This window comes from Saccharopolyspora rectivirgula DSM 43747, from assembly GCF_000497205.1.
Lineage (GTDB): Bacteria > Actinomycetota > Actinomycetes > Mycobacteriales > Pseudonocardiaceae > Saccharopolyspora > Saccharopolyspora rectivirgula.
Genome location: NZ_AYJW01000013.1, coordinates 18,725 through 39,928, shown reverse-complemented (window position 1 = coordinate 39,928; position 21,204 = coordinate 18,725). Strand labels below are relative to the sequence as shown.

22 protein-coding genes are annotated in these 21,204 nt (G+C 69.0%); 12 read left to right on the top strand and 10 right to left on the bottom strand.

Annotated features, from left to right (window positions below; genetic code table 11):
* Positions 1-17: 17 nt before the first annotated feature.
* From SREC43747_RS0105845 to SREC43747_RS21525, 4 genes are all read right to left on the bottom strand, one after another.
* Positions 18-770 carry a TetR/AcrR family transcriptional regulator gene (locus SREC43747_RS0105845; RefSeq protein WP_037331437.1) on the bottom strand — a complete coding sequence of 251 codons (753 nt, stop codon included), beginning with the start codon at positions 768-770 and terminating at the stop codon, positions 18-20.
* 64 nt (positions 771-834) lie between these two features.
* Positions 835-1,635, bottom strand: a complete 801-nt coding sequence (locus SREC43747_RS0105840; RefSeq protein WP_029720215.1) for an SDR family oxidoreductase — start codon at positions 1,633-1,635, stop codon at positions 835-837.
* Positions 1,636-1,693: 58 nt separating this feature from the next.
* Positions 1,694-2,200, bottom strand: a complete 507-nt coding sequence (locus SREC43747_RS0105835) for a hypothetical protein (RefSeq protein WP_152528325.1) — start codon at positions 2,198-2,200, stop codon at positions 1,694-1,696.
* 381 nt (positions 2,201-2,581) lie between these two features.
* On the bottom strand, positions 2,582-2,737 hold the full coding sequence (locus SREC43747_RS21525) for a hypothetical protein (protein WP_160173033.1): 156 nt from the start codon (positions 2,735-2,737) through the stop codon (positions 2,582-2,584).
* A 171-nt stretch (positions 2,738-2,908) separates the two neighbouring features.
* On the opposite strand from SREC43747_RS21525, the gene SREC43747_RS0105825 reads away from it, so the two are divergent.
* The 4 genes from SREC43747_RS0105825 (at position 2,909) to SREC43747_RS0105810 (ending at position 6,965) form a co-directional block, all read left to right on the top strand.
* Positions 2,909-3,292, top strand: coding sequence for a DUF5313 family protein (locus SREC43747_RS0105825; protein WP_029720213.1), 384 nt, complete (start codon positions 2,909-2,911; stop codon positions 3,290-3,292).
* Positions 3,293-3,615: 323 nt separating this feature from the next.
* Entirely contained in the window at positions 3,616-4,458 is an 843-nt protein-coding gene (locus tag SREC43747_RS0105820) for a nitrilase-related carbon-nitrogen hydrolase (protein ID WP_029720212.1), read from the top strand.
* Positions 4,459-4,554: 96 nt separating this feature from the next.
* Positions 4,555-5,955, top strand: coding sequence for a dihydropyrimidinase (gene hydA, locus SREC43747_RS0105815; protein ID WP_029720211.1), 1,401 nt, complete (start codon positions 4,555-4,557; stop codon positions 5,953-5,955).
* An 11-nt stretch (positions 5,956-5,966) separates the two neighbouring features.
* On the top strand, positions 5,967-6,965 hold the full coding sequence (locus tag SREC43747_RS0105810) for a TIGR03842 family LLM class F420-dependent oxidoreductase (protein WP_029720210.1): 999 nt from the start codon (positions 5,967-5,969) through the stop codon (positions 6,963-6,965).
* Here the strand turns inward: SREC43747_RS0105810 and SREC43747_RS0105805 are convergent.
* Positions 6,932-7,438, bottom strand: a complete 507-nt coding sequence (locus SREC43747_RS0105805; protein ID WP_051387741.1) for a mycothiol transferase — start codon at positions 7,436-7,438, stop codon at positions 6,932-6,934. The genes SREC43747_RS0105810 and SREC43747_RS0105805 overlap by 34 nt on opposite strands.
* Positions 7,435-8,100 (bottom strand): TetR/AcrR family transcriptional regulator, encoded by a 666-nt coding sequence (locus SREC43747_RS0105800; protein ID WP_029720208.1) that lies wholly within the window; start codon positions 8,098-8,100, stop codon positions 7,435-7,437. The genes SREC43747_RS0105805 and SREC43747_RS0105800 overlap by 4 nt, the downstream gene beginning before the upstream one ends.
* A gap of 116 nt (positions 8,101-8,216) precedes the next feature.
* On the opposite strand from SREC43747_RS0105800, the gene SREC43747_RS0105795 reads away from it, so the two are divergent.
* The 4 genes from SREC43747_RS0105795 to SREC43747_RS0105780 all read left to right on the top strand — a co-directional run bounded on the left by SREC43747_RS0105795 (position 8,217) and on the right by SREC43747_RS0105780 (position 10,773).
* A complete protein-coding gene (locus SREC43747_RS0105795) occupies positions 8,217-9,413 on the top strand; it encodes a cytochrome P450 (protein ID WP_029720207.1) in 1,197 nt (398 codons plus the stop codon).
* A 12-nt stretch (positions 9,414-9,425) separates the two neighbouring features.
* The gene (locus SREC43747_RS0105790; RefSeq protein ID WP_029720206.1) at positions 9,426-9,626 is read left to right on the top strand and encodes a ferredoxin; all 201 of its coding nucleotides are present in this window, start codon (positions 9,426-9,428) and stop codon (positions 9,624-9,626) included.
* 294 nt (positions 9,627-9,920) lie between these two features.
* Complete coding sequence (locus tag SREC43747_RS0105785; protein ID WP_029720205.1) at positions 9,921-10,577, top strand: HemK2/MTQ2 family protein methyltransferase; 657 nt, start codon at positions 9,921-9,923, stop codon at positions 10,575-10,577.
* Positions 10,552-10,773: a CDGSH iron-sulfur domain-containing protein gene (locus SREC43747_RS0105780; protein ID WP_029720204.1), complete on the top strand. Its 222-nt coding sequence runs from the start codon at positions 10,552-10,554 to the stop codon at positions 10,771-10,773. Before SREC43747_RS0105785 ends, SREC43747_RS0105780 begins: the two co-directional genes overlap by 26 nt.
* A 17-nt stretch (positions 10,774-10,790) precedes the next feature.
* On the opposite strand, the gene SREC43747_RS0105775 is transcribed toward SREC43747_RS0105780, so the two are convergent.
* Positions 10,791-11,807, bottom strand: coding sequence for an iron-containing redox enzyme family protein (locus SREC43747_RS0105775; RefSeq protein ID WP_029720203.1), 1,017 nt, complete (start codon positions 11,805-11,807; stop codon positions 10,791-10,793).
* Between the two features lie 49 nt (positions 11,808-11,856).
* Positions 11,857-12,993 (bottom strand): carboxylate-amine ligase, encoded by a 1,137-nt coding sequence (locus tag SREC43747_RS0105770; RefSeq protein ID WP_236623049.1) that lies wholly within the window; start codon positions 12,991-12,993, stop codon positions 11,857-11,859.
* 330 nt (positions 12,994-13,323) lie between these two features.
* Here SREC43747_RS0105770 and SREC43747_RS0105765 point away from each other — a divergent pair, with 330 nt between their 5' ends.
* Positions 13,324-14,673, top strand: coding sequence for a uracil-xanthine permease family protein (locus SREC43747_RS0105765; protein WP_029720201.1), 1,350 nt, complete (start codon positions 13,324-13,326; stop codon positions 14,671-14,673).
* A gap of 24 nt (positions 14,674-14,697) precedes the next feature.
* Here SREC43747_RS0105765 and SREC43747_RS0105760 read toward each other — a convergent pair whose 3' ends face one another.
* Complete coding sequence (locus SREC43747_RS0105760) at positions 14,698-15,741, bottom strand: FAD-dependent oxidoreductase (protein WP_029720200.1); 1,044 nt, start codon at positions 15,739-15,741, stop codon at positions 14,698-14,700.
* Positions 15,742-15,970: 229 nt separating this feature from the next.
* Here SREC43747_RS0105760 and SREC43747_RS21265 point away from each other — a divergent pair, with 229 nt between their 5' ends.
* Positions 15,971-16,120: a hypothetical protein gene (locus tag SREC43747_RS21265; RefSeq protein WP_160173032.1), complete on the top strand. Its 150-nt coding sequence runs from the start codon at positions 15,971-15,973 to the stop codon at positions 16,118-16,120.
* Positions 16,121-16,539: 419 nt separating this feature from the next.
* Positions 16,540-17,082: a class I SAM-dependent methyltransferase gene (locus SREC43747_RS0105750; protein WP_236623045.1), complete on the top strand. Its 543-nt coding sequence runs from the start codon at positions 16,540-16,542 to the stop codon at positions 17,080-17,082.
* An 89-nt stretch (positions 17,083-17,171) separates the two neighbouring features.
* Here SREC43747_RS0105750 and SREC43747_RS0105745 read toward each other — a convergent pair whose 3' ends face one another.
* Entirely contained in the window at positions 17,172-19,991 is a 2,820-nt protein-coding gene (locus SREC43747_RS0105745; protein WP_162832382.1) for an aconitate hydratase, read from the bottom strand.
* A 246-nt stretch (positions 19,992-20,237) separates the two neighbouring features.
* On the opposite strand from SREC43747_RS0105745, the gene SREC43747_RS0105740 reads away from it, so the two are divergent.
* Entirely contained in the window at positions 20,238-21,179 is a 942-nt protein-coding gene (locus tag SREC43747_RS0105740) for an EamA family transporter (RefSeq protein ID WP_037331432.1), read from the top strand.
* Positions 21,180-21,204: the final 25 nt, after the last annotated feature.

Genomic DNA, 21,204 nt, shown 5'->3' with positions numbered 1-21,204 from the left:
GAGCGGGCAACCCCCTCTCACCGGTGCGCGCGACCACGGCTGCTGATCAGCACGGCGATGCCGTCCAGAATGCGCTCCAAACCGAAGCTGAACGCCTGCTCCGGGGAGAGCGCCGAGTCGAACATCCGCCCCGCGGCCGCTGCCACCCGGCTGGCGGTGGGATAACGGCGCTGCACCGGCAAGCCGGAGAGCGCTGCCGGCTTGCCGGTCCGGTCGCCGTCCGGCTCGGCCGCCCGCATCGCCACGGAGTGCCGCGCCGTGACCTCGACGTGCCCCAGCACCAGGGCCAGCACCGAGTCCATCTCGGCTTCGCTGAGGCCGAGTCCGGACACGACGCTGAGCTCGTAGTCGTACTTGGCCAGCGCATTCGGTCCCGGTACGGAGCGGTGCGACGCGACCTGCAACAGCCAGGGGTGCCGGTGGTACAGCGCCCAGTTGTCCTCGGCGATCCGCACCAACTGCGACCGCCAGTCCGCGGCCTGCTGCTCCGGGTAGCCGAGCTCGCCGTAGACGGTGTCCACCATGACGTCGATCAACTCGGCCTTGCCCGGGACGTAGGTGTACAGCGACATGGTCCCGACCCCGAGCTGGTCGGCGATCCGGCGCATGGACAGAGCCGACAACCCCCGGGCGTCAGCGATCTCCAACGCTGCCTGCACGATCTGGCGCACGTCGAGGGAGGACTGGCCACGTCTGCCGCCGGTCCTCTCCGGCTCCCACAGCAGAGCCAGGCTGCGGGGCGGAACTTGACCACCACTGCTCTCAGCCACCACGGTCAACCCACTCCACGTCGAAGTCCCGATGATCGTACGAGACGGGCGGAAGGGGAGCGGGCTAGCCGGTTGACCGCTGCAGCCACTGCTGCCAGGTGGTCGTACCCCGGCGACCGTCCGGGCTGGTCAGCACCGCGGAGACGGCATTCCGCACGCGGTCTGGAACCGGTACTTGCACGAGCCGGCACTTCTTGCCGCGCACGTGCGACCAAGCCCGCACGAGCTCGGTGAAACTGAGCACTTCGGGCCCGGCGAAGTCGGCTCGTCGCCCGCCCGGCCCGGCTTCGACGCATTCCGCGATGTAGTCGGCGAAGTCCTCAGCCGCCCCCGGTTGGGCGGGCAGCGTCCCGGGGAAGGGCAGGACGGCGATCTTGCTCATCTGGTCGAACATCCGGTCCAGCAGCCAGTAGAACTGCGTCGCGCGCAAGATCGACCAGGGGCAGTCGGACACGCTGACCAATTCCTCCGCGCTGTGCTTGAGCCGCAGGTAGGGCAGCTTCGGATTGTCCACCCCGGTGATGGAGACGTAGAGGAAGTGCTGCACGCGCTGCTGCGTGGCCGCTTCCAGCAGTCTGCTGGTGCCGTCGACATCCACGTCCGGCGGGCTGTACCAGAAATCCCTCGGGATCGGATAGCCCCGCTGGGCCATCGGGGACCAGGTGGCGGTGTGCACAACGGTGTGCGCACCCGCCACCGCTTCCCGGATCCCGTCCCCGGTCGCGAGATCACCGGGAACCCATTCCACGTCCGGGTCCTGGCCAGGCCGCCGGGCCAGCACTCGGACCCGGTGGTTCTTCTTGAGCAGCCGGACCACCTGCTGTCCGAGGTGGCCGGTGCCGCCAGCGATCGTGACTACCTCCATAGCGGCAACCCCCTGCGGTAACTGTCGCACCAGCAGGTGGTTGCCGCGAGCTCCTGCTTCAGCCGCCCAGCAGAGGGCCGGTCAAGCGCTTGAGGAGGTCGCCCAGCCGCGGCTTCTCGTCTTCCGCCGGGGGTTCTTCGGCCGGCGGCTCTTCGGTTTCCGACGGCGGTTCGGTTTCCGGCGGCGGTTCGGGCTCGCTGGGAGGTGCGGTGCTCGGCGGCTCGGTGGGCACGGGCGTGCTCGGCGCCGGTGCTGCCGGTTCCGGGGTTGGCGAAGTGGTGGTGGGTGCGGGTGGTTCGGTTCGCTCCGTGGTGGTCGGCTCGCCAGTCCGCTGGACCAGGGGTGCCGGCTCGATCTCGGTGGTCTTCCGGATCGGGGACGGTGTTTGCGGTGCCCGGGTGGTCACCGGCGCCGGCACTCGCGGAGAGGCCGTGCTCAGGTCCGGGCTGACCGGGCCGATCTCAGGGGCCAGCAGGCGCGGCCCGGGTTCGGCGTGGGCCTGCGGCTGTTCCTGCGCTCGCGGAGCTTTGGTCTCACCACCGGGAGCGGCGCTGCTGACGGCCACGATCGCCACGAAAACCGCGACCGTGTAGCCGATCCAGCGCGGAGGGGTGGCATTGCTGGGCTGGGGCGGAGGTGCTTTGCGGTGACGTCCGCGCGTGCGGTAACGCGCTAACGATGATCGACCCACGTTCGCCACTCCAACGGATGCGAGAGGTAACGGCCTGACTGCAGCAAACCGCCATCGCCCATATGGGCGACGGCGGGGCCACACGATACGTCAGCGATCTGCTTTCAGCCACCCCGTGTGATCCAGACTGGTTGATCGTTTGCGCTGCTCAGCAATGAGCGAGGACGTGCCGCTGCCCTATGCTCCACGGCCTGGCGGCTCTCGAGCGGAGTTCGGCGCCCCGCTCCGGTCCGCAGGCGGAGCGGGGCAGTGGTGTCAGTGCTGACCGCGAGCGCGCAATCCGGACAGCAGTTGCAGCAGCGAGGTCCGCAGGCCGCGCATGTCCAGTGATCCGTTGTCGTCCACCACGTCGGTGAAAACGACCATGCTGGTGATCAGCACGAACAACAAGGCCACTACGACAACGAACACGTCACCTCACCCCTTCTGCCCGTTCCATCGGTGAAAACCGTGATTTGTTACGGGCGCGATGTGACCTGCGTTGCTCGGGTAGGATTGCCGCGAACGCGCTTTTCCAGGATATCTGGCGGAACTTTCGAGACCAGGCGGATCAGTCCGCCGTTGACGGATTAGTCTAGGTAGATGGCGACCGAACGGCCCAATGCGATCCAATGGGTTTGGTACGCCTACGGCGGCAGGCTTCCAGACCGTTTCGCCGAGTGGGTGCTGCACGACTTGACCTGCCGCACCTGGGTGCTGCGGCACGCTTTTCGCGCGTTGGTCCAGCTTTCGCCGTTCTGCTTGCTGGTGCTGCTGCCCGGCCCGCTCTCCATCCGGATCGGCGCGGTCGTCATGGGCCTCGGCGTCGGGCTGTTCTGCTCCCTGTGCTTCGCGGCCGAGAGCACCGAGTACCGGTCGGTCAAACACGGTCATCCGCCGGGGACGGCGCGGGAAACCCGCCGGCTGCGGCGGGACGTGCGCCGGGCTGCCAAGCACGGCATCGGTTACCAACCGTGGTGGGAGTAGCGGGCGCTCGGCGCAGGCCCGCACTCCGCGTCCCGTGCGGAATTCTTCGCGATCTGGTGCCGCTTTCCGGCGGCCGGGATTCGCGCAGCGGGGCTCACTAATCTTTTCGGGTCATTTCTGTTCCAACGCGGTTTCTCGTAGCGGCGGAAAAATCTCTGATCAAGGCTGATTTGCCCGAAAAAAATCGATCGAAGCGAAACATCTCGTAATCAATTGATCATTGCGGGTGTTCGGAAGCGGTTCTAGGTTCGGGGTGCGATCGAAGTCACACCCCACTCAGCAAGCCGCCGCCGCCCGGCGGTCCGACCGAAGAGGTGCCGCTCATGGCGAACATCGTCCGTGCCGCGTTGTTGCAGGCGAAGTGGACCGGTGACACCGAGTCCATGCTCGCCCTGCACGAGAAGTACACGCGAATGGCAGCCGAACAGGGCGCGAAGGTCATCGGATTCCAGGAAGTGTTCAACGCGCCCTACTTCTGCCAGGTCCAGGAACCGGAGCACTACCGGTGGGCCGAACCGGTGCCGGACGGTCCGACCACCCAGCGGATGTGCGCGTTGGCCCGCGAGCTGGGCATCGTGATCGTCGCGCCCATCTTCGAGATCGACGGGCCGGGTTTCTACTACAACACCGCTGCCGTGATCGACGCCGACGGCACCTATCTGGGCAAGTACCGCAAGCACCACCTCCCGCACCTGCCCGGGTTCTGGGAGAAGTACTACTTCCGGCCCGGCAACGCCGGCTGGCCCGTCTTCGACACCGCGGCGGGCAAGATAGGCGTCTACATCTGCTACGACAGGCACTTCCCGGAGGGCTGGCGAGCGCTCGGCCTCGCCGGCGCGCAACTGGTCTACAACCCGTCGGCGACCAGTCGCGGCCTGTCTTCCTACCTGTGGAAACTGGAGCAGCCGGCAGCGGCCGTGGCCAACGAGTACTTCGTCGCCGCCATCAACCGCGTCGGAGTGGAGAAGTACGGGGACAACGACTTCTACGGAACCAGCTACTTCGTCGATCCCTACGGCCAGTTCGTCGGGGACGTCGCCAGCGACACCGAGGAAGAGCTCCTCGTCCGGGACCTCGACTTCGACCTCATCGACGAAGTCCGCCAGAAGTGGGCCTTCTACCGGGACCGCCGCCCCGACGCGTACCACCCGCTCACCCAGCCGTGACCCGGTGCGGGTTCCGTTCCTCGGCAACTGCGCGGGGGAGCGGAACCCGAGCAGCGCACCAGCAGCTCCAGAGGCAAGCAGCCAGGGCAGGGAGACATGACGAGAACGCTCATCCGCGGCGGGCTGGTGATCACCGCCACCGAAGAACTCCGAGCCGATGTGCTCGTGGAAGGCGAAGAAGTGGCCGCTCTGCTCAGTCCGCAGGCGTCGGACGAGCTGGCCGCCAGCGCTGAAACGGTGATCGACGCGTCCGGGCACTACGTGATCCCCGGCGGGGTGGACGCGCACACCCACATGGAAATGCCGTTCGGCGGAACTTTCGCCAGCGACACCTTCGAGACCGGGACCCGAGCCGCGGCCTGGGGAGGCACCACCACCATCATCGACTTCGCCATCCAATCGGTGGGCAAGTCAGCGCGGGAAGGGCTGGACACCTGGCACGCCAAGGCCGATGGCCGGTGCGCCATCGACTACGGCTTCCACATGATCCTGTCCGACATCAACGATCAAACCCTCAAGGAAATGGACGCGCTGGTGGCCGAGGGGGTCACCAGCTTCAAGATGTTCATGGCCTACCCGGGGGTCTTCTACAGCGACGACGGCCGGATCCTGCGGGCGATGCAGCAGGCCGCGGACAACGGCTCGCTGATGATGATGCACGCGGAGAACGGGATAGCCATCGACGTCCTCGTGCAGCAGGCGTTGGCCGCCGGGAACACCGATCCCCGGTTCCACGGCCAGGTCCGGCACCCCCTGCTGGAGGCCGAAGCCACCCACCGCGCCATCCAGCTGTCCAGAGTGGCCGGTTGTCCGCTGTACATCGTGCACGTTTCGGCGTCCGAAGCGATCGACGAGATCGTGCGAGCGCGGGACGGTGGTTCCAACGTCTTCGGTGAAACCTGTCCGCAGTACCTCTTCCTCAGCGCCGACGACCTGGCTCGTCCGGACTTCGAAGGGGCCAAGTACGTCTGCTCCACGCCGTTGCGCCCGATCGAGCACCAGGCAGCGCTGTGGCGGGCGCTGCGCACCAACGACCTTTCCGTGGTGTCCACCGACCACTGCCCGTTCTGCTTCAACGACCAGAAAGAGCTCGGCCGCAACGACTTCTCGAAGATCCCGAACGGTCTTCCCGGGGTGGAGAACCGGATGGACCTGCTGCACCAGGCGGTCGTCGACGGGCACATCAGCCGCCGCAGGTGGGTGGAGATCGCGTGCACCACGCCGGCGCGGATGTTCGGGCTGCACCCCCGGAAGGGCACGATCGCCCCTGGTTCGGACGCCGACATCGTCATCTACGACCCGCAGGCCCAGCAGGTGCTGTCCGCCCGGACGCACCACATGAACGTCGACTACAACGCCTACGAGGGGAAGCAGATCACCGGAAAGGTCCGCACCGTGCTCTCCCGCGGCGAAGTGGTCCTGGACCGCGGGGAGTTCACCGGCCGCGCGGGTCGAGGCCGCTTCCAGCAGCGCGGGACGTGCGAATACCTCGTTTGACGGGAGGGAACATGGATTTCGGTCTTGTCCTGCAGACGGACCCGCCGGCCTGGAGCGTGGTGGACCGGATGCGACGTGCCGAGCAGCTCGGTTTCACCCACGGCTGGACGTTCGACTCGTGCGTGTTGTGGCAAGAGCCCTTCGTGATCCACAGTCAAATCCTCGCCGCCACCGAGCGCCTGAGGGTGGGCACCATGGTGACCAACCCGATCACGAGGGACTGGACGGTCACCGCTTCGGCGTTCGCCACGCTCAACGACATGTTCGGCAACCGCACGGTGTGCGGAATCGGGCGTGGCGACTCGGCGGTCCGCGTGACCGGTGGCAAGCCCACCACGCTCGCCGCGCTGGAACAGGCCATGCACGTGATCAAAGGGCTCGCCGAAGGGCAGGAGGTGCTCCTGCACGGCACCAAGGTGAAGCTGCCGTGGGTTCGAGACGGCAGTCTGCCGATGTGGATGGGCGCCTACGGGCCGAAGGCGCTGGACCTGGTCGGCAGGCAGGCCGACGGGTTCATCCTGCAACTCGCCGACCCCTACCTGACGCGGTGGATGGTCGACCACGTGCGGCAGGCCGCTCGCGAGGCGGGGCGGGACCCGAGCTCGATCACCGTGTGCGTGGCGGCCCCCGCCTACGTCGGCGACGACCTGGCGCACGCCCGCGAGCAGTGCCGCTGGTTCGGCGGCATGGTCGGCAACCACGTCGCCGATCTGGTGGCCCGCTACGGCAGCGACACCGACGCGGTGCCGTCCGAGCTCACCGAGTACATCAAGGACCGGCAGGACTACGACTACTCGCACCACGGGCGCGCGGGGAACCGCAGCACGGAGTTCGTGCCCGACGAGATCGTCGACCGCTTCTGCCTGCTGGGGTCGGCGCAGGCCCACGTGGACAAGCTGCAGGAGCTGCGGGACGCCGGTGTCGACCAGTTCGCGCTCTACGCCATGCACGACGCGATCGACTCCACTGTGGAGGCCTACGGCGAGTCGGTGATCCCCGCGTTGTCCTGAGCTGCGCCCGCCGGGGCCGCGCGCAGCACGTCCCGAGTGATCTCGAGGTGGCCGAGGTGCTGGTACAGCTCCTCGAGCACGTGCAGCAGCACGGTTTCGTGCGTCATGGGGACGTCGGCGGGTATCCAGGAGCGGCGCTCGGGGTGGACCACCCGCCCCGGGACCCACTTCTCCAGGTCCGAGCGCAGGGTGCGCTTGACCTCCGCGACGCGGGCGACGAGGTCGTCGACCGGCCCCGCGGCGGTGAACTCGGCGGCGCGGTCGCGGGGGACGGTGCGCTCGGCGATGACGTGCCCGATCCACCACTCGACGACGCCCAGGCAGTGGGTGAGGATCTGGTAAGGCGAGTTGGCGCCCGGCAGCTCGGGGCTGCGGTTGGCGATCTCGTCACCGAGGTCGGCGACGATGCGCGCGAGCGCGTCGAGGGCGCGGTCGGCGTAGCGGAGGAACTCGGTGCGGTCCACGTCGGTCATTCCTCCCGGGAGGCGGTGCCCAGCATCCGCTTCAGGTCCTCGACCGTGACCGGGCTGCCCGGCAGTGGGGTGCCGGGGTGCGCTTGCAGGCCGTCGAGCATCAGCGTCAGGTAGCGGGCCGTCGCCGTGCGCCGCACGTCCTCGGGTGCGCCGTTGACCCCCTGCAGCACCAGGGAGAGCGCCATCGCCAGGTCGCCCGCGCCGACGTCGTCGCGCAGCGAACCGTTCTCCTGGGCCGCGCTGACCAGGCGGTCCAGCAGTGCCAGGAGATCGTTCCGGGCCGCTTCGACGTCCGGGTCGGAGGCCAGGACGGTGCTCGCGTTCGGCGAGAGCATCGACAGCCGCACGGCGATGCGCAGGTCCGCCGCTGTGTGCAGGAATCCGGTCAGCGCCCGCCACGGGTCCGGTTCGGCGTCGGCGGCGCGGTGGGCGTCGTCGCGCACCCGTTGGAAGGCGTCGCGGGCGACCGCGAGGATCAGCGAGTCGCGGTCGGGGAAGCGGCGGTAGAGCGTGCCCACGCCGACTCCGGCGGCGCGGGCGATCTCCTCCATGGGCACGTCGGTGCCCTGCTCGGCGAACGCGGTGCGCGCGGCCGCGATGATCCGGTCCCGGTTGCGCCGCGCGTCCGCCCGCAGGCGTGGGGTGTTCTCCGTCGACGTCATCGTTCTCGTTCCGGCTCGGGTGTGGGTGGATTGTCGCATGCCAGCACAAGTGGACGGAGATCTTCCGGATGTGGTTAAGTGGAAGGAGATCGTCCGCTTGATTTCGAGGGAGCCCCATGACCGAGACCGTCGAGCTGTCCTTCCCGATGAGCCGGTCCTGCCCGCTCAGCCCGCCGCCGGACTACGAGCGCCTGCGCCAGGAGCAACCGGTGGCCCGCGTGCGCACTCCCGGGGGCTGGGCCTGGCTGGTCACCCGCCACGCCGACGTCCGGGCGGTGCTGACCGACCCGCGTTTCAGCTCCGACCGGCGCCACCCCGGCTTCCCGCGCCTGGTGCCCGGCCAGGGGATGAACAAGCAGCTGGGGCCGGTGCTGGTCGGCATGAACCCGCCCGAGCACACCGCCGCGCGGCGAGCGGTCCTGGGGGAGTTCACCGTCAAGCGCATCCAGGCGCTCGCGCCGCGGATCCAGGAGATCGTCGACGACCACGTCACGGCCATGCTCGCCGGTCCCCGGCCGGTCGACCTGGTGCAGGCGCTGTCGCTGCCGGTGCCCTCGCTGGTGATCTGCGAGCTGCTCGGCGTCCCGTACGACGACCACGAGTTCTTCCAAGAGCGCGCCAGCAGGATGATCCGCCGCACGACTCCGCCCGAGCAACGGGCGCAGGCGGTCGAGGAGCTGCGCTCCTACCTCGACCGGCTCGTCGCGCGCAAGGAGCAGGAGGTCACCGACGACCTGATCGGACGGCAGATCACCAAGCAGCGCGAAACCGGCGAGGTGGACCGCGGAGGACTGGTGAGCCTGGCGTTCCTGCTGCTGATCGCCGGGCACGAAACCACCGCCAACATGATCTCGCTGGGCACCCTGGCGCTGCTGGAGAACCCCGACCAGCTCGCCGCGATCACCGCCGACCCGTCGCGGACCCCGGCGGCGGTGGAGGAGCTGCTGCGCTACTTCTCCATCGCGGATGCGGTGACCGCGCGGGTCGCCACCGAGGACGTCGAGGTCGGCGGGGTGCTGATCCGGTCGGGCGAAGGGGTGATCGCCCTCAGCGCGGCCGCCAACCACGACCCCGAGGTCTTCGAGCGGCCCGGCGACCTCGACCTCACCCGCAACGCCCGCGGGCACGTGGCGTTCGGGTTCGGCCCGCACCAGTGCCTCGGGCAGAACTTGGCGCGCCTGGAGCTGCAGATCGTGTTCGACACGCTGTTCCGGCGGATCCCCGGGCTGCGGCCCGCCGTGCCCGTCGCCGAGCTGCCGTTCAAGGACGACGCGGCGGTCTACGGCCTCTACGAGTTCCCCGTGACCTGGTGAGAGGGGACGACCATGCGCATCGGAGCGGACCTGGAGCGGTGCGTGGGCGCGGGGCAGTGCGTGCTCGCCGATCCGTCGCTGTTCGACCAGAACGACGAGGACGGCACGGTCGTGCTGCTGTCCGACGAGGTCGCCGACGACCACGTCGAGGCCGCGCGGGAAGCCGTGCGGGTGTGCCCGTCGGGCGCGCTGTCGCTGGTGGACGACGAGTAGTGCCCGAGGTCGCGCGGTCCTTCCCCACCGCTCCTGCGCCGCGCGGCCGCCTTCCTCGTCGGGCGCCACCCGGTCCCTCGACTCGGGGGCGACGAGGCGCACGAGATCGCGCAGTGCAGGAGGCCGTCGGAGGGCGGCACGTGGTCTCGAGCAGGAGCAGCTGTTCACGCCGGGGCACCGCGGGCCGGGCGACGCCAGCACGCCCACGTCGACAAGTCATCCTTCCGCAGGAGGTGCCTTCCCCCAGCGGGTGTTGTTGATGTTTGAGCACGGGGGCGAGGGGTACTCGGCGGTGTGTGGCTGTTGAGGTTGCCGGGTGTGTACAAACCGCAGGAAGACACCAGGTTGCTCCTCCAGGCGCTGCGGCAGGCAATGCCTCGCAAAGCTCGGGTGCTGGACGTGGGCACCGGCACCGGTGTCCTTGCGGTGACCGCAGCCCAACTTGGGGCCGAGGAAGTCGTGGCCGTTGACATCACCGCCCCCGCGGTGTGGTCGGCGCGGGTGAACTCCCGGCTGCGGTTGCTGTCCTCGGTGCGGGTGGTGCGCGGCGGCATCCCCGATGCCGTGCTGGGGGAGCGCTTCGACCTGGTGGTGTCGAACCCGCCGTACGTGCCCGCGAACGGGCACCCACCGCGGGGCAGGGACCGGGCGTGGGACGCGGGCCTGAACGGCCGCGACGTGCTGGACCTGCTGTGCGCGAAGGCGCCCGGTCTGCTGGCTCCCGGCGGCACGCTGCTGCTGGTGCAGTCCTCGCTGAGCGGAGTGGAAGACACCGTGTGCAAGCTCGAACAGGCCAACCTGGCCAGCTCGATCGTGGCTCGCAAGGTCGTGCCGTTCGGGCCGGTCATGCAGCAGCGAGCCCCGCTGTGGGAGCAGCGGGGCTGCATCCTGCCGGGGCAGCGGCACGAGGAATTGGTGGTGATCCGTGCCCAGCGCAACGGGACGGAATGAGCCCCGGCCGCGGCGGGTCCGGGTGGTCGAAGGCGGCCCGGTGCTCGTCGAAGGCCCGGTGGAGCTCGAGCTCGACGACGGAACCCTGGTGCGCTCCGAGCGGTTCGTGGTCGCGGTGTGCGCTTGCCGGCGCAGCAAGACGTACCCGATCTGCGACACCAGTCATCGGCGGCGAAGGCAACCGCCCGGGCGGTGAAACCGCGGCGCTCCGCTTCAGGGCAGAGGTGACTGCGGCAGTGGACGTCGCAGCGACGTCCGGTTCTCCCGCCACGCCACCATCAGGTGGTCGGTGAGCCGGTCTTCGAGCACCCCGGTGGCTTCGATGCCGAAGACGACGTCCCGGGCCAACTCGGGTTCCCGGGCGATCAGGTCTCCGACGACGTCGTGGCGCATCACTTGCTCGTGCACCGCGTCGGCTTCCACGTGCTCGGTGTAGAAGAACGCGTGCTCCCCGAACCCGAGGCGCTCCATGGCCTGGGCCATCCGGCGGGCGCTCGGCGCGGTGGTGATCTCCGCGGCCGCGAAATGCCCCACCAGGGCACCGCGCAGGCTGCGGTGCAGCCCCAACATGGACATCAGGTTCACCGTGGCCAGTGCCGGGGCCGGCACGTCGTCCAGGTAGTGCAGGTAACCGGGATCCAGGCCGACCCCGGCCATCATGTCGGCGAAGAGCTTGGAGTGCATCCGGTCGGCGCGGCCACCGCCGAACTCGTCGAACTCCACCGCCACCAACGCGGCCTTGGCCTTGCCCTGCAGCCTCGGGATCACCCAGGCGTGCGGGTCGGCTTCTTTGAGGTGGTAGAGCGAGCGGTGCACGAGGAACTCCAGCAGCTGCCACACGGTTCCTTCGTCCCGCAAGTGGTGGGAGACGCCGTGCTCGTCGGCGGACTCCACGAGCAGTGGCGCGAGGGCGGCGTCCACGTCGGCGCTTCCGGAAGTGGCTTCGCGCAACGCGGCCAGGAACACCTCCTCCAGCGCTGTTCGCAGTCGCAGCAGGTCGAGGTCCCACTCCCAGTCGGGGCTGACGCCGGCGAAGCCCTGGTAGTGCAGTTCGTAGCAGGTGTACAGGGCCAGCTGGACGTCGTCGCCGAGGGGGTCGCAGTCCGCCAGCTGCGGGGCCGGCAGTTGATCGCTCCGGCCGCTCAGCGCTGCCAGCAGCGCGGCTGACACCGGACCGCGGGGTTGCGGCAGTGCTGCGGGAGCCGAGGTGGGAGGTCGTACCGCTGTCATCCGTTCCTGCCTTTCTCGTGGTTGCGGAGACGTCGTGGAGCGTCGCGGGTCAAGGCGATGTCCGCTGCACGTCGGTGGTTGCGTCGGACAGCACCGGCCGGGCTGCCTCGCTCTCTTCCCAACAGGTCTGCTCGGCCAGGTAGTGGGTCAGCGCTGCCAGGCCGTGCCGGGCGCTGCGGCGCTGCCGGTCCGCTCCGGTGCCGTGCTGCAGCAGCCATCGCAGGTTGCTGCGAACCCAGGCCAGTTCGTTGCTGTCCTCCAGCGCGGGAGTGATCTTGCGGATCAGCGCGCGCACCATCTCCGCTGCCGGCACGCGCTTCGCCTGCCACGGGTCGACCGCGAAACCCCGCAGGCCGTACCGGGCCGCTGCCCACAGCGCGGCGGCCGCCACTTGATCGCTGATCACCGGCGCCGGTCGACCTCGTTCGATCTCGGTGATGGCCGCGCGCACCAGGCCTCGGACCAGCGCGGCCTGCAGCACGGCTTCGCCCGCAGTGGGGGGAACGTCGGCGGCCCGCACTTCCACGGTCTGGAACAGTTCGCTGGGTCGGGCCAGCCAGAAGGTCATCCGGGAATCGACCAGGCAGCCGCAGTCCACCAGCTTGCCGAGCTCGGCGTCGTAGTCCTGCACCGACTGGAAGTGCGGCGGCACGCCGGCCCCCGGGAACCTCGTCTGCTGCACCATCCGCCAGCTGGCGTAGCCGGTGTCGGCCCCGTTGCAGAATGGGGAGTTGGCCGAGATCGCCAGCAGGGTCGGCAGCCACGGGCGCAGGTGGTTGATGATCTCCACCGCGGTGCTGCGGTCGGCGGCTCCGACGTGCACGTGGCAGCCGCACGTCTGGTAATCGGCGACGACGCCGCGGTAGAGGTCGGTGATGCGTTCGAACCTGGCGCCGTCACCGGGCAGGAACCGGGTCTGGCCGGGGGGTGTTCCGGACGCTGCCAACAACCCCTGGTGCTCCCGCGCGGCGCGGGCCAGCAGGCGCCGTCCGCTGCGCAGTTGGCCGCGGAGTTCGCTGAGCGTGTCGCAGATTCCGGTGGTGGCTTCGAGTTGGCTGGCCGCCAGTTCCGGCTTCAGCCGGCCCTGCCAGTCCGGGGCTGTGGTGCGCAACTGTTCCAGGATTGTTGCGGCCGCGGGTACTGGAGCCCCTGACTTCGGGTCCAGCAGCAGAAATTCCTCTTCCATCCCCACGCTGGCGTTGGGGCTGGGCGCGCGCGCAGATCCCATCGTGCTACGGCTACCCCGCATTGCCCGTGGTGAAGCCTGCCGCGCGGGAGGCGGCACCGCGTGGCTCGGGATCGACGGATCTTGCGGGGGCGCCGGTGGCGGAGCGGTGGAGTGCGCACGTCCACGAGGTGCCGGGCTGGGCGTGCTGGCGGGCGTTCGGTGGGGCTCGCTGCGATCCGGCACCGCTGCAAACGAAATGAAAATTGCTCACAAAAGACTGTTGCCGGCTGACCGGGGCGAACGGGGTGGGGCGTAGAGTTCCGCGCGGACTTTTCGCGGGGAGGCAACATGCGGCAGGGATTGGGCGAGAAACTCGGAGTGGGGTGGACGTTGCACGGGGACGGGCGAACGCCCCGTCCCGGTGAGGCGGTGGCACCCGGCGAACGGCTGTCGTGGTCGCGCACCGTTGCGCTGGGCGGTCAGCACGTGGTGGCGATGTTCGGGGCCACCTTCGTGTTCCCGGTGCTGATGGGATTGGACCCGAACCTGGCCATCCTGGTCTCCGGAGCGGCCACGATCCTGTTCCTGCTGATCGTCCAGGGGAAGGTGCCCAGCTACCTGGGCAGCAGCGCCTCCTTCGTCGGCGCGGTGGCCATGATCCGAGCCGCAGGCGGGGACAGCTCCACCGTCACCGGCGCCGTTCTGGTGTGCGCGCTCGTGCTCGCTGCGGTCGGCGTGCTGATCCACTACATCGGCGCCGGCGCGGTGCACCGCGTGCTGCCACCGGCCGTCTCCGGGGCGGTGGTGATGCTGATCGGGTTCAACCTGGCCCCGGTGGTGGCGGAGACCTACTGGCCGCAGGACCAGTGGATCGCGCTGATCACCATGCTCGTGGTGCTCGGCTGCAGCGTCCTGCTGCCGGGGTTCTGGGCCCGCATCGCGGTGTTCCTCGGCCTGGTCAGCGGGTACTTGCTGTCCTGGGTGTTCGACCTGGCCTTCGGGCCCATCACCGCGGTGGACGCCAACGGCGCGGTGAACGAGCACCTGCGGGTGGACCTCAGCGGGGTCGCCGAGGCCCCCTGGTTCGGTCTGCCCGCTCTGCACGGCCCCTCGTTCGACGCCTCCGCGATCCTGGTCGTCCTCCCGGCGGTGATCGCCCTGGTCGCCGAGAACACCGGCCACGTCAAGGCGGTGGCGGAGATGACCCGCACCAACCTGGACGCGAGCCTGGGCAGGGCGATCTTCGCCGACGGTTTCGCCAGCGCGCTGTCCAGTTCGATCGGCGGTCCGCCCACCACCACCTACGCGGAGAACATCGGTGTCATGGCAGCCACCCGGGTGTACTCCACGGCGGCGTACTGGGTGGCCGCCGTGGTGGCGGTCGTGCTGGGGCTGTGCCCGAAGTTCGGGGCTCTGGTGGCGGCCATACCGGGTGGGGTGCTCGGTGGCATCACCGTGGTGCTCTACGGGATGATCGGCTTGCTGGGCGCCAAGATCTGGATCGAGAACAAGGTCGACTTCGCCGACCCGGTGAACCTGCTGCCGCTGGCGGCTGGACTGGTGATCGCCATCGGCGGGGTGTCGCTGCAGATCACCGAGCAGTTCAGCCTGGGCGGCATCGCGCTCGGCACCATCGTGGTCCTGCTCGGCCACCACGTGCTGCGCGCCGTCTCCTCCCGGGAGCGGGCGCGGTCGTGAACCGCTCTCGGCCCGCCGGGCCGGTCACCGCGCGGTCTTCTCGAGCATCTTGCGGATCTCGGTCACGGCCCGCCGGCTGGCCCGGTTGGCGCCGATGGTGCTGGCCGACGGCCCGTAGCCGAGCAGGTGGAGTCGGGGTTCTGCGACGGCCCGAGTGCCGTCCACCCGGATCCCGCCGCCGGGTTCGCGCAGGTGCAGCGGTGCCAGGTGAGCGACGGACGGGCGGAAGCCGGTCGCCCACAGCAGCACGTCCACGCGCTTCGTGCGCCCATCCGGCCAGCGCACTCCGTGTTCGGTGATCTGCTCGAACATCGGCGACCGCTGGAGGACGCCCCGCTCCAGGGCAGCTCGCACAGCCGGGGTGGCCGGGATCTTGGTGGCGCTGACGACGCTGCCGGGCGGTTCGCCGTCGCGCACCCGGCGGGCCACTTCGGCCACGGCGGCGCGCCCCTGCTCCGCGGTGAACTCGGTGCCGGTGAACTCCGGCGGGCGTCTGGTGACCCAGCTGACGCTGGTGACCTCCGAGATCTCCAGCAGGTGTTCGACCGCGGAGATCCCGCCGCCGACCACCATGACGTGCTGGCCGCTGAATTCCTGGGGGTCGCGGTAGTCGGCGGTGTGCAGCTGCCGTCCGCGGAACCGGTGCTGGCCCGGGTAGTGGGGCCAGAAGGGGGTTTCCCAGGTTCCCGTGGCGTTGATGACCGCGCGGGCGGCGAAGACGCCCGCAGAGCTCTCCACCGCCAGGTGGTCGATGTCGGGGCGCACCGCGGTGACTTTGACCGGGCGGAGCACCGGGAGCTCGAAAGCCGCTTCGTAGGCGCCGAAGTACTCCGGTACCGCTTCGGCGGCCGGTCGTCCCGGGGTGCTGGGCGGCAACGGCATGCCGGGAAGCGGGTGAATGCCGTGGACGGACTCCAGGCGCAAGCCCGGCCACCGGTGCTGCCACGCCCCGCCCGGGCCGTCGTTGCGGTCCAGCACGACGTGCTCGATCCCGTTGCGGCGCAAGTGGTAAGAGGCGGAGAGCCCGGCCTGGCCGGCACCGATCACCACCACTTCGGTGAACTGCACGCCCAGATCAACCGACCGCCGGCCCCGCTTGTTCCGAAGCGCCTTAGCCCTAACAGGTGCGACGCACGACACACTGCAGCCCAGGTATTAAGTGGGCCGAACATGGTTTTAAGATTGGCGGCGAAATACCCTGTTTCTCCACCAAACCTTCTTCCGACTGGCCTGCTTTTGTGTTCATTGGTGCGCGCATGTTCGGAAGACGGGGCGGCTCGTAGAAAGGAGGCAAGAAGTGGCAACGGTGTGGGCGGCCCTGATGGCCGAAGCGCTGGTGATGTTTGCGGCAGCATTGTGGGCGATCAAGCGTGTCAACCGGTCGTCGGAGAACGCCCCTGGCCAGGTCGCTGAGCAGGTCAACGTGCTGACCGAGAAAGTCGCCTGACATAGCGCGCCACCGGGCTTGTTCTCGAGCCGGGAACAAGCCCGCAGCCCATTGGGGCATTCAAATCGTTTTTCACCCTTCTTTCGTTACAGCTTTTAATAAAAATTTCTCGCCACGGCGGGTGCCGTCCACGACGCCATTTTTCCGCCGCGGCCATTTTCCCTACCCTTTGGTACAAACGGCGCCATGATCGGGCGGGAGTCGCGCCGCGCGGAGCGTTCTGCCGCCCGTGGCCGCTAAGGTGAGCCGGACCGGTTCGACCGATCGGAAGGGTATCCGTGACACCTCCGGAACAATCCCGTAGTTTGCAGTCCTCCGCGGTTCGCGTTGCCGAGCGACCTCGGCCGAACTGGCCCCCGCTGCGCGACTACTGGACGTTTCTGCAGCGTGTGGTGCGCAACCCGGGCCTCGTTGGTGCTGTGGCGCCGAGCTCGCCGGAGCTGGCCGCGGCGATGGCCGCGGTGGTGCCCAGCACGGGAAGCCCAGTGGTGGTGGAACTCGGTCCGGGCACCGGGGCGTTGAGCAGGGCCATCTCGCAGCGCCTGCCCGAGTCCGGGCGGCACATCGCGATCGAGCTGGATTCCGGCATGGTGGAGCACCTGCGAGCCGAGCTGCCCTGGCTGGAAGTGATCCAGGGCGATGCCGCTGAGCTGACCGCGCTGCTGGACAAGGCCGGGGTGAGCAGGGCGGACGTGGTGATCAGCGGTCTTCCGTGGGCGGTCTTCTCCGCGGAGCTGCAGCGGAAGATCCTCACCGAAGTCGGCCTGGCCCTCTCCGCCACGGGTGCCTTCACCACGTTCACCTACCTGCACGCGACCGGCATGAAGAGCGCCCGGAGGTTCCGGCAGCAGCTGGAGTCGAACTTCGACGAGGTGCTGGTCACCCGGACGGTGTGGCGGAACGTGCCGCCGGCGCTGTTCTACGTCTGCCGTCGTCCGTTGACGGCAGGCACCCAGGCCTGAAGCAGCGCCGCGAACGAAAAAGGAGCGGGGCTGGTGCGCTTGTGACGCACCAGCCCCGCTCTGCACTTACCTGCTGGATGAGCAGGAGATCAGGAGCGGACCATCTTGCGCAGCACGTACTGCAGGATGCCGCCGTTGCGGTAGTAGTCCGCCTCGCCGGGGGTGTCGATCCGCACGACCGCGTCGAACTCGACGGTGGAGCCGTCCTCCTTGCGCGCGGTCACCTTGACGGTCCGCGGGGTCTCTCCCTCGTTGAGCTTGGTGATGCCCTCGATGTCGTAGACCTCGGTGCCGTCCAGCCCCAGCGACTCGGCCGACTGGCCCTCCGGGAACTGCAGCGGGATGACGCCCATGCCGATCAGGTTCGAGCGGTGGATGCGCTCGAACGACTCGGCGATGACCGCCCGCACCCCGAGCAGCCGGGTGCCCTTGGCAGCCCAGTCGCGCGAAGAACCGGAGCCGTACTCCTTGCCGCCGAGGACCACCAGCGGGATGTTCTTGGCGGCGTAGTTCTGCGCGGCGTCGTAGATGGTGTTCTGCGGGCCGCCTTCCTGGGTGAAGTCGCGGGTGTAGCCGCCCTGGACGCCGTCCAGCAGCAGGTTGCGCAGCCGGATGTTGGCGAAGGTGCCCCGGATCATCACCTCGTGGTTACCGCGGCGGGACCCGTAGGAGTTGAAGTCCTTGCGGTCGATGCCGCGCTCCTGCAGGTACTTGCCGGCCGGCGAGTCCGGCTTGATGGCACCCGCCGGGGAGATGTGGTCGGTGGTGACCGAGTCGCCGAGCCGAGCCAGCACCCGGGCTCCCTTGATGTCCTCGACCGGCTGCGGCTCCAGGGTCATGCCCTCGAAGTACGGAGGCTTGCGCACGTACGTCGAGTTCGGGTCCCACTCGAAGGTCTCGCCCTCCGGCGTGGGCAGCGACTGCCAGCGCTCGTCGCCCTTGAAGACGTCGGCGTAGTCCTTGGTGAACATCTCCTTGGAGATCGCCGAGTCGATGACCTCCTGGATCTCCTGCGGCGACGGCCAGATGTCGCGCAGGTAGACCGGGTTGCCCTCGGTGTCGGTGCCCAGCGGGTCGTTCTCGAAGTCGAAGTCCATCGACCCGGCCAGCGCGTAGGCGATCACCAGCGGCGGCGAGGCCAGGTAGTTCATCTTGACGTCGGGGTTGATCCGGCCCTCGAAGTTGCGGTTGCCGGACAGCACCGACACCACGGACAGGTCGTTCTCCTGCACGGCCTTGGAGATCTCCTCCGGCAGCGGACCGGAGTTGCCGATGCAGGTGGTGCAGCCGTAGCCGACCAGGTGGAAGCCCAGCTTCTCCAGGTACGGCCACAGACCGGCCTTCTCGTAGTAGTCGGTGACGACCTGCGACCCCGGGGCCATCGAGGTCTTCACCCACGGCTTGGTGGCCAGGCCCTTGTTGACGGCGTTGCGGGCCAGCAGTGCGGCGCCGAGCATCACCGACGGGTTGGAGGTGTTGGTGCAGGAGGTGATGGACGCGATCACCACGGCACCGTGGTCCAGCTCGAACTCGCCGAGCTCGCTCGAGGAGACCTTCACCGGGTTGGACGGACGACCCTGGTCAGCGGCCGCCGCGCTGGCGACGTGCGGCTTGCCGGCGCCGTTCTCGGCGTGGCCGTAGCTGGGGGCGTCGCTGGCCGGGAACGACTCCTCCGAAGCCTCGTCGACCGGGGAGCCGGTGCTGGCGGGGACGTAGTCCTTCAGCGCGGCGCGGAACGCCGGCTTGGCCTCGCTGAGGTTGATCCGGTCCTGCGGGCGCTTCGGGCCGGCGATCGACGGCACGACGGTGGACAGGTCGAGCTCGAGGTACTCGGAGTACTCCGGCTCGATCGACGGGTCGTGCCACAGGCCCTGCTCCTTGGCGTAGGCCTCGACCAGCGCGACCTGCTCGTCGGACCGGCCGGTGAGCTTGAGGTAGCGGATCGTCTCCTCGTCGATCGGGAAGATCGCGCAGGTCGAGCCGAACTCCGGGCTCATGTTGCCGATGGTGGCCCGGTTGGCCAGCGGCACCGAGGCGACACCGGAGCCGTAGAACTCGACGAACTTGCCCACCACGCCGTGCTTGCGCAGCATCTCGGTGATGGTCAGCACCACGTCGGTCGCGGTGGCACCGGCCGGGATCTCACCGGTGAGCTTGAAACCGACCACGCGCGGGATGAGCATCGAGACCGGCTGGCCGAGCATGGCGGCCTCGGCCTCGATACCGCCGACGCCCCAGCCCAGCACACCGAGGCCGTTGACCATGGTGGTGTGCGAGTCGGTGCCGACGCAGCTGTCCGGGTAGGCCTGGCCGTTGCGGGCCATGACGCCGCGGGCCAGGTGCTCGATGTTGACCTGGTGGACGATACCGGTGCCGGGCGGAACGACCTTGAACTCCTTGAAGGCGTTCTGGCCCCAGCGCAGGAACTGGTAGCGCTCCTTGTTGCGGCCGTACTCGAACTCGACGTTGCGCTGGAAGGCGTCCGGCTTGCCGAAGACGTCGATGATGACCGAGTGGTCGATGACCAGCTCGGCCGGCGCCAGCGGGTTGACCTTGCTGGTGTCACCGCCGAGCTCGGCGACGGCCTCCCGCATGGTCGCCAGGTCGACCACGCAGGGAACACCGGTGAAGTCCTGCATGATCACCCGGGCCGGGGTGAACTGGATCTCGGTGCTGGGGTCGGCCTTGGCGTCCCAGTTGCCCAGCGCGCGGACGTGGTCGGCGGTGATGTTCACGCCGTCCTCGTTGCGCAGCAGGTTCTCGAGGAGGATCTTGAGGCTGTAGGGCAGGCGCTGTACACCGTCGACAGCGTTGAGGCGGAAGATCTCGTAGGAGTTGTCTCCCACCTTCAGCGTGTCGCGGGCGCCGAAGCTGTTCTTGCTCGCAGGTGCAGTCACGTTCAACTCCATCTCGCGACGGGCGCAAGTTCGGGAACGGTGGCGAGTCTCGCGCACATTGGCCGGGAGCGCGCGAGACCCGGTCTCACCAGTAACAGTACGCTTGTCCTGTATTTGCCCACAAGCGAGGGTAGGGGAAGCGGTGATCACATGTATCAGCAGGTTTAAAACCAGCGATTTTCCGATCCCGGACAAAAAGTGGGACGGAAGTACCGGAACGGTTCCCGTGCGGCGCGCCGCTCGTGATTGGATGGTCGGGTGCGCGAGCTGACCAACAACGCCAAGGCCGTTGGCGTGGGCGCAGCGGCCATCTCCGCCTTCTGCTTCGGTGGTTCGGGACCGTTCGCCAAACCGCTGATCGCCGCCGGGCTCAGCTCGGTGGAAGTGGCCTGGCTGCGACTGGCCGGCGGAGCCCTGCTGATGCTTCCCTTCGCGCTGCGCCACACCGCGGTGCTGCGGCAGGCGCCGAAGCTGCTCATCGCCTACGGCTTGTTCGCCATCGCCGGCGTGCAGGCCTTCTACTTCGCAGCGATCGCCAGCGTTCCGGTCGGAGTCGCCCTGCTGATCGAATTCCTGGGGCCGGTCCTCGTGCTCGGCTGGATCCGCCTGGTCCGCCGGCAGCCGGTCAGCCGCACCGCGATGACCGGCATCGTCCTCGCCGTAGCCGGACTGACCTGCGTCGTGGAGCTGTGGAGCGGACTGGGCTTCCACCCGGCCGGGCTGGTGCTGGCGCTCGGCGCGGCCGGCTGCCAAGCGGCGTTCTTCCTGCTGTCCGACAGCAGCGGCGCCGTGCACCCGGCAGCGCTCGCCGCCTACGGGCTGCTGCTCGGAGCAGTGGTGGTGGGGGTGCTGGCCCGGCCGTGGGAGATGCCGTGGGAACTGCTGGCCGGCGACGTCGAGTTGGCCGGCCACGGGTTCCCGACGGTGCTGGCCGTCGGCTGGATCGTGGTGATCAGCACGGTGGCCGCCTACCTCACCGGCATCATCGCGGTGCGCAAGCTGTCCCCACCGGTGGCCGGAGGCGTGGCCTTCCTGGAACCGGTCGTGGCCACCGTGCTGGCCTGGTTGCTGCTGGGGGAGAGCCTGGGCGGGCTCCAGCTGTTCGGTGGGGCGTTGATCCTGCTGGGCGCCTACATCGCCCAGCGCGCTGTGCCGGCCGAGCGGACCAGCCGGCCCCGGGCCGCCGAGCCCGCCGGCTGAGCCGGCGGGTCAGGACGCGGGCTGG

Excerpts from the sequence above, each read along its gene's own strand:
- SREC43747_RS0105840 (WP_029720215.1), bottom strand. The coding sequence starts at position 1,635 with ATGGAGGTAGTCACGATCGCTGGCGGCACCGGCCACCTCGGACAGCAG.
- SREC43747_RS0105825 (WP_029720213.1), top strand. The coding sequence starts at position 2,909 with ATGGCGACCGAACGGCCCAATGCGATCCAATGGGTTTGGTACGCCTAC.
- SREC43747_RS0105820 (WP_029720212.1), top strand. The coding sequence starts at position 3,616 with ATGGCGAACATCGTCCGTGCCGCGTTGTTGCAGGCGAAGTGGACCGGT.
- hydA (WP_029720211.1), top strand. The coding sequence starts at position 4,555 with ATGACGAGAACGCTCATCCGCGGCGGGCTGGTGATCACCGCCACCGAA.
- SREC43747_RS0105810 (WP_029720210.1), top strand. The coding sequence starts at position 5,967 with ATGGATTTCGGTCTTGTCCTGCAGACGGACCCGCCGGCCTGGAGCGTG.
- SREC43747_RS0105805 (WP_051387741.1), bottom strand. The coding sequence starts at position 7,438 with ATGACCGACGTGGACCGCACCGAGTTCCTCCGCTACGCCGACCGCGCC.
- SREC43747_RS0105800 (WP_029720208.1), bottom strand. The coding sequence starts at position 8,100 with ATGACGTCGACGGAGAACACCCCACGCCTGCGGGCGGACGCGCGGCGC.
- SREC43747_RS0105795 (WP_029720207.1), top strand. The coding sequence starts at position 8,217 with ATGACCGAGACCGTCGAGCTGTCCTTCCCGATGAGCCGGTCCTGCCCG.
- SREC43747_RS0105790 (WP_029720206.1), top strand. The coding sequence starts at position 9,426 with ATGCGCATCGGAGCGGACCTGGAGCGGTGCGTGGGCGCGGGGCAGTGC.
- SREC43747_RS0105775 (WP_029720203.1), bottom strand. The coding sequence starts at position 11,807 with ATGACAGCGGTACGACCTCCCACCTCGGCTCCCGCAGCACTGCCGCAA.
- SREC43747_RS0105770 (WP_236623049.1), bottom strand. The coding sequence starts at position 12,993 with ATGGAAGAGGAATTTCTGCTGCTGGACCCGAAGTCAGGGGCTCCAGTA.
- SREC43747_RS0105765 (WP_029720201.1), top strand. The coding sequence starts at position 13,324 with ATGCGGCAGGGATTGGGCGAGAAACTCGGAGTGGGGTGGACGTTGCAC.
- SREC43747_RS0105745 (WP_162832382.1), bottom strand. The coding sequence starts at position 19,991 with ATGGAGTTGAACGTGACTGCACCTGCGAGCAAGAACAGCTTCGGCGCC.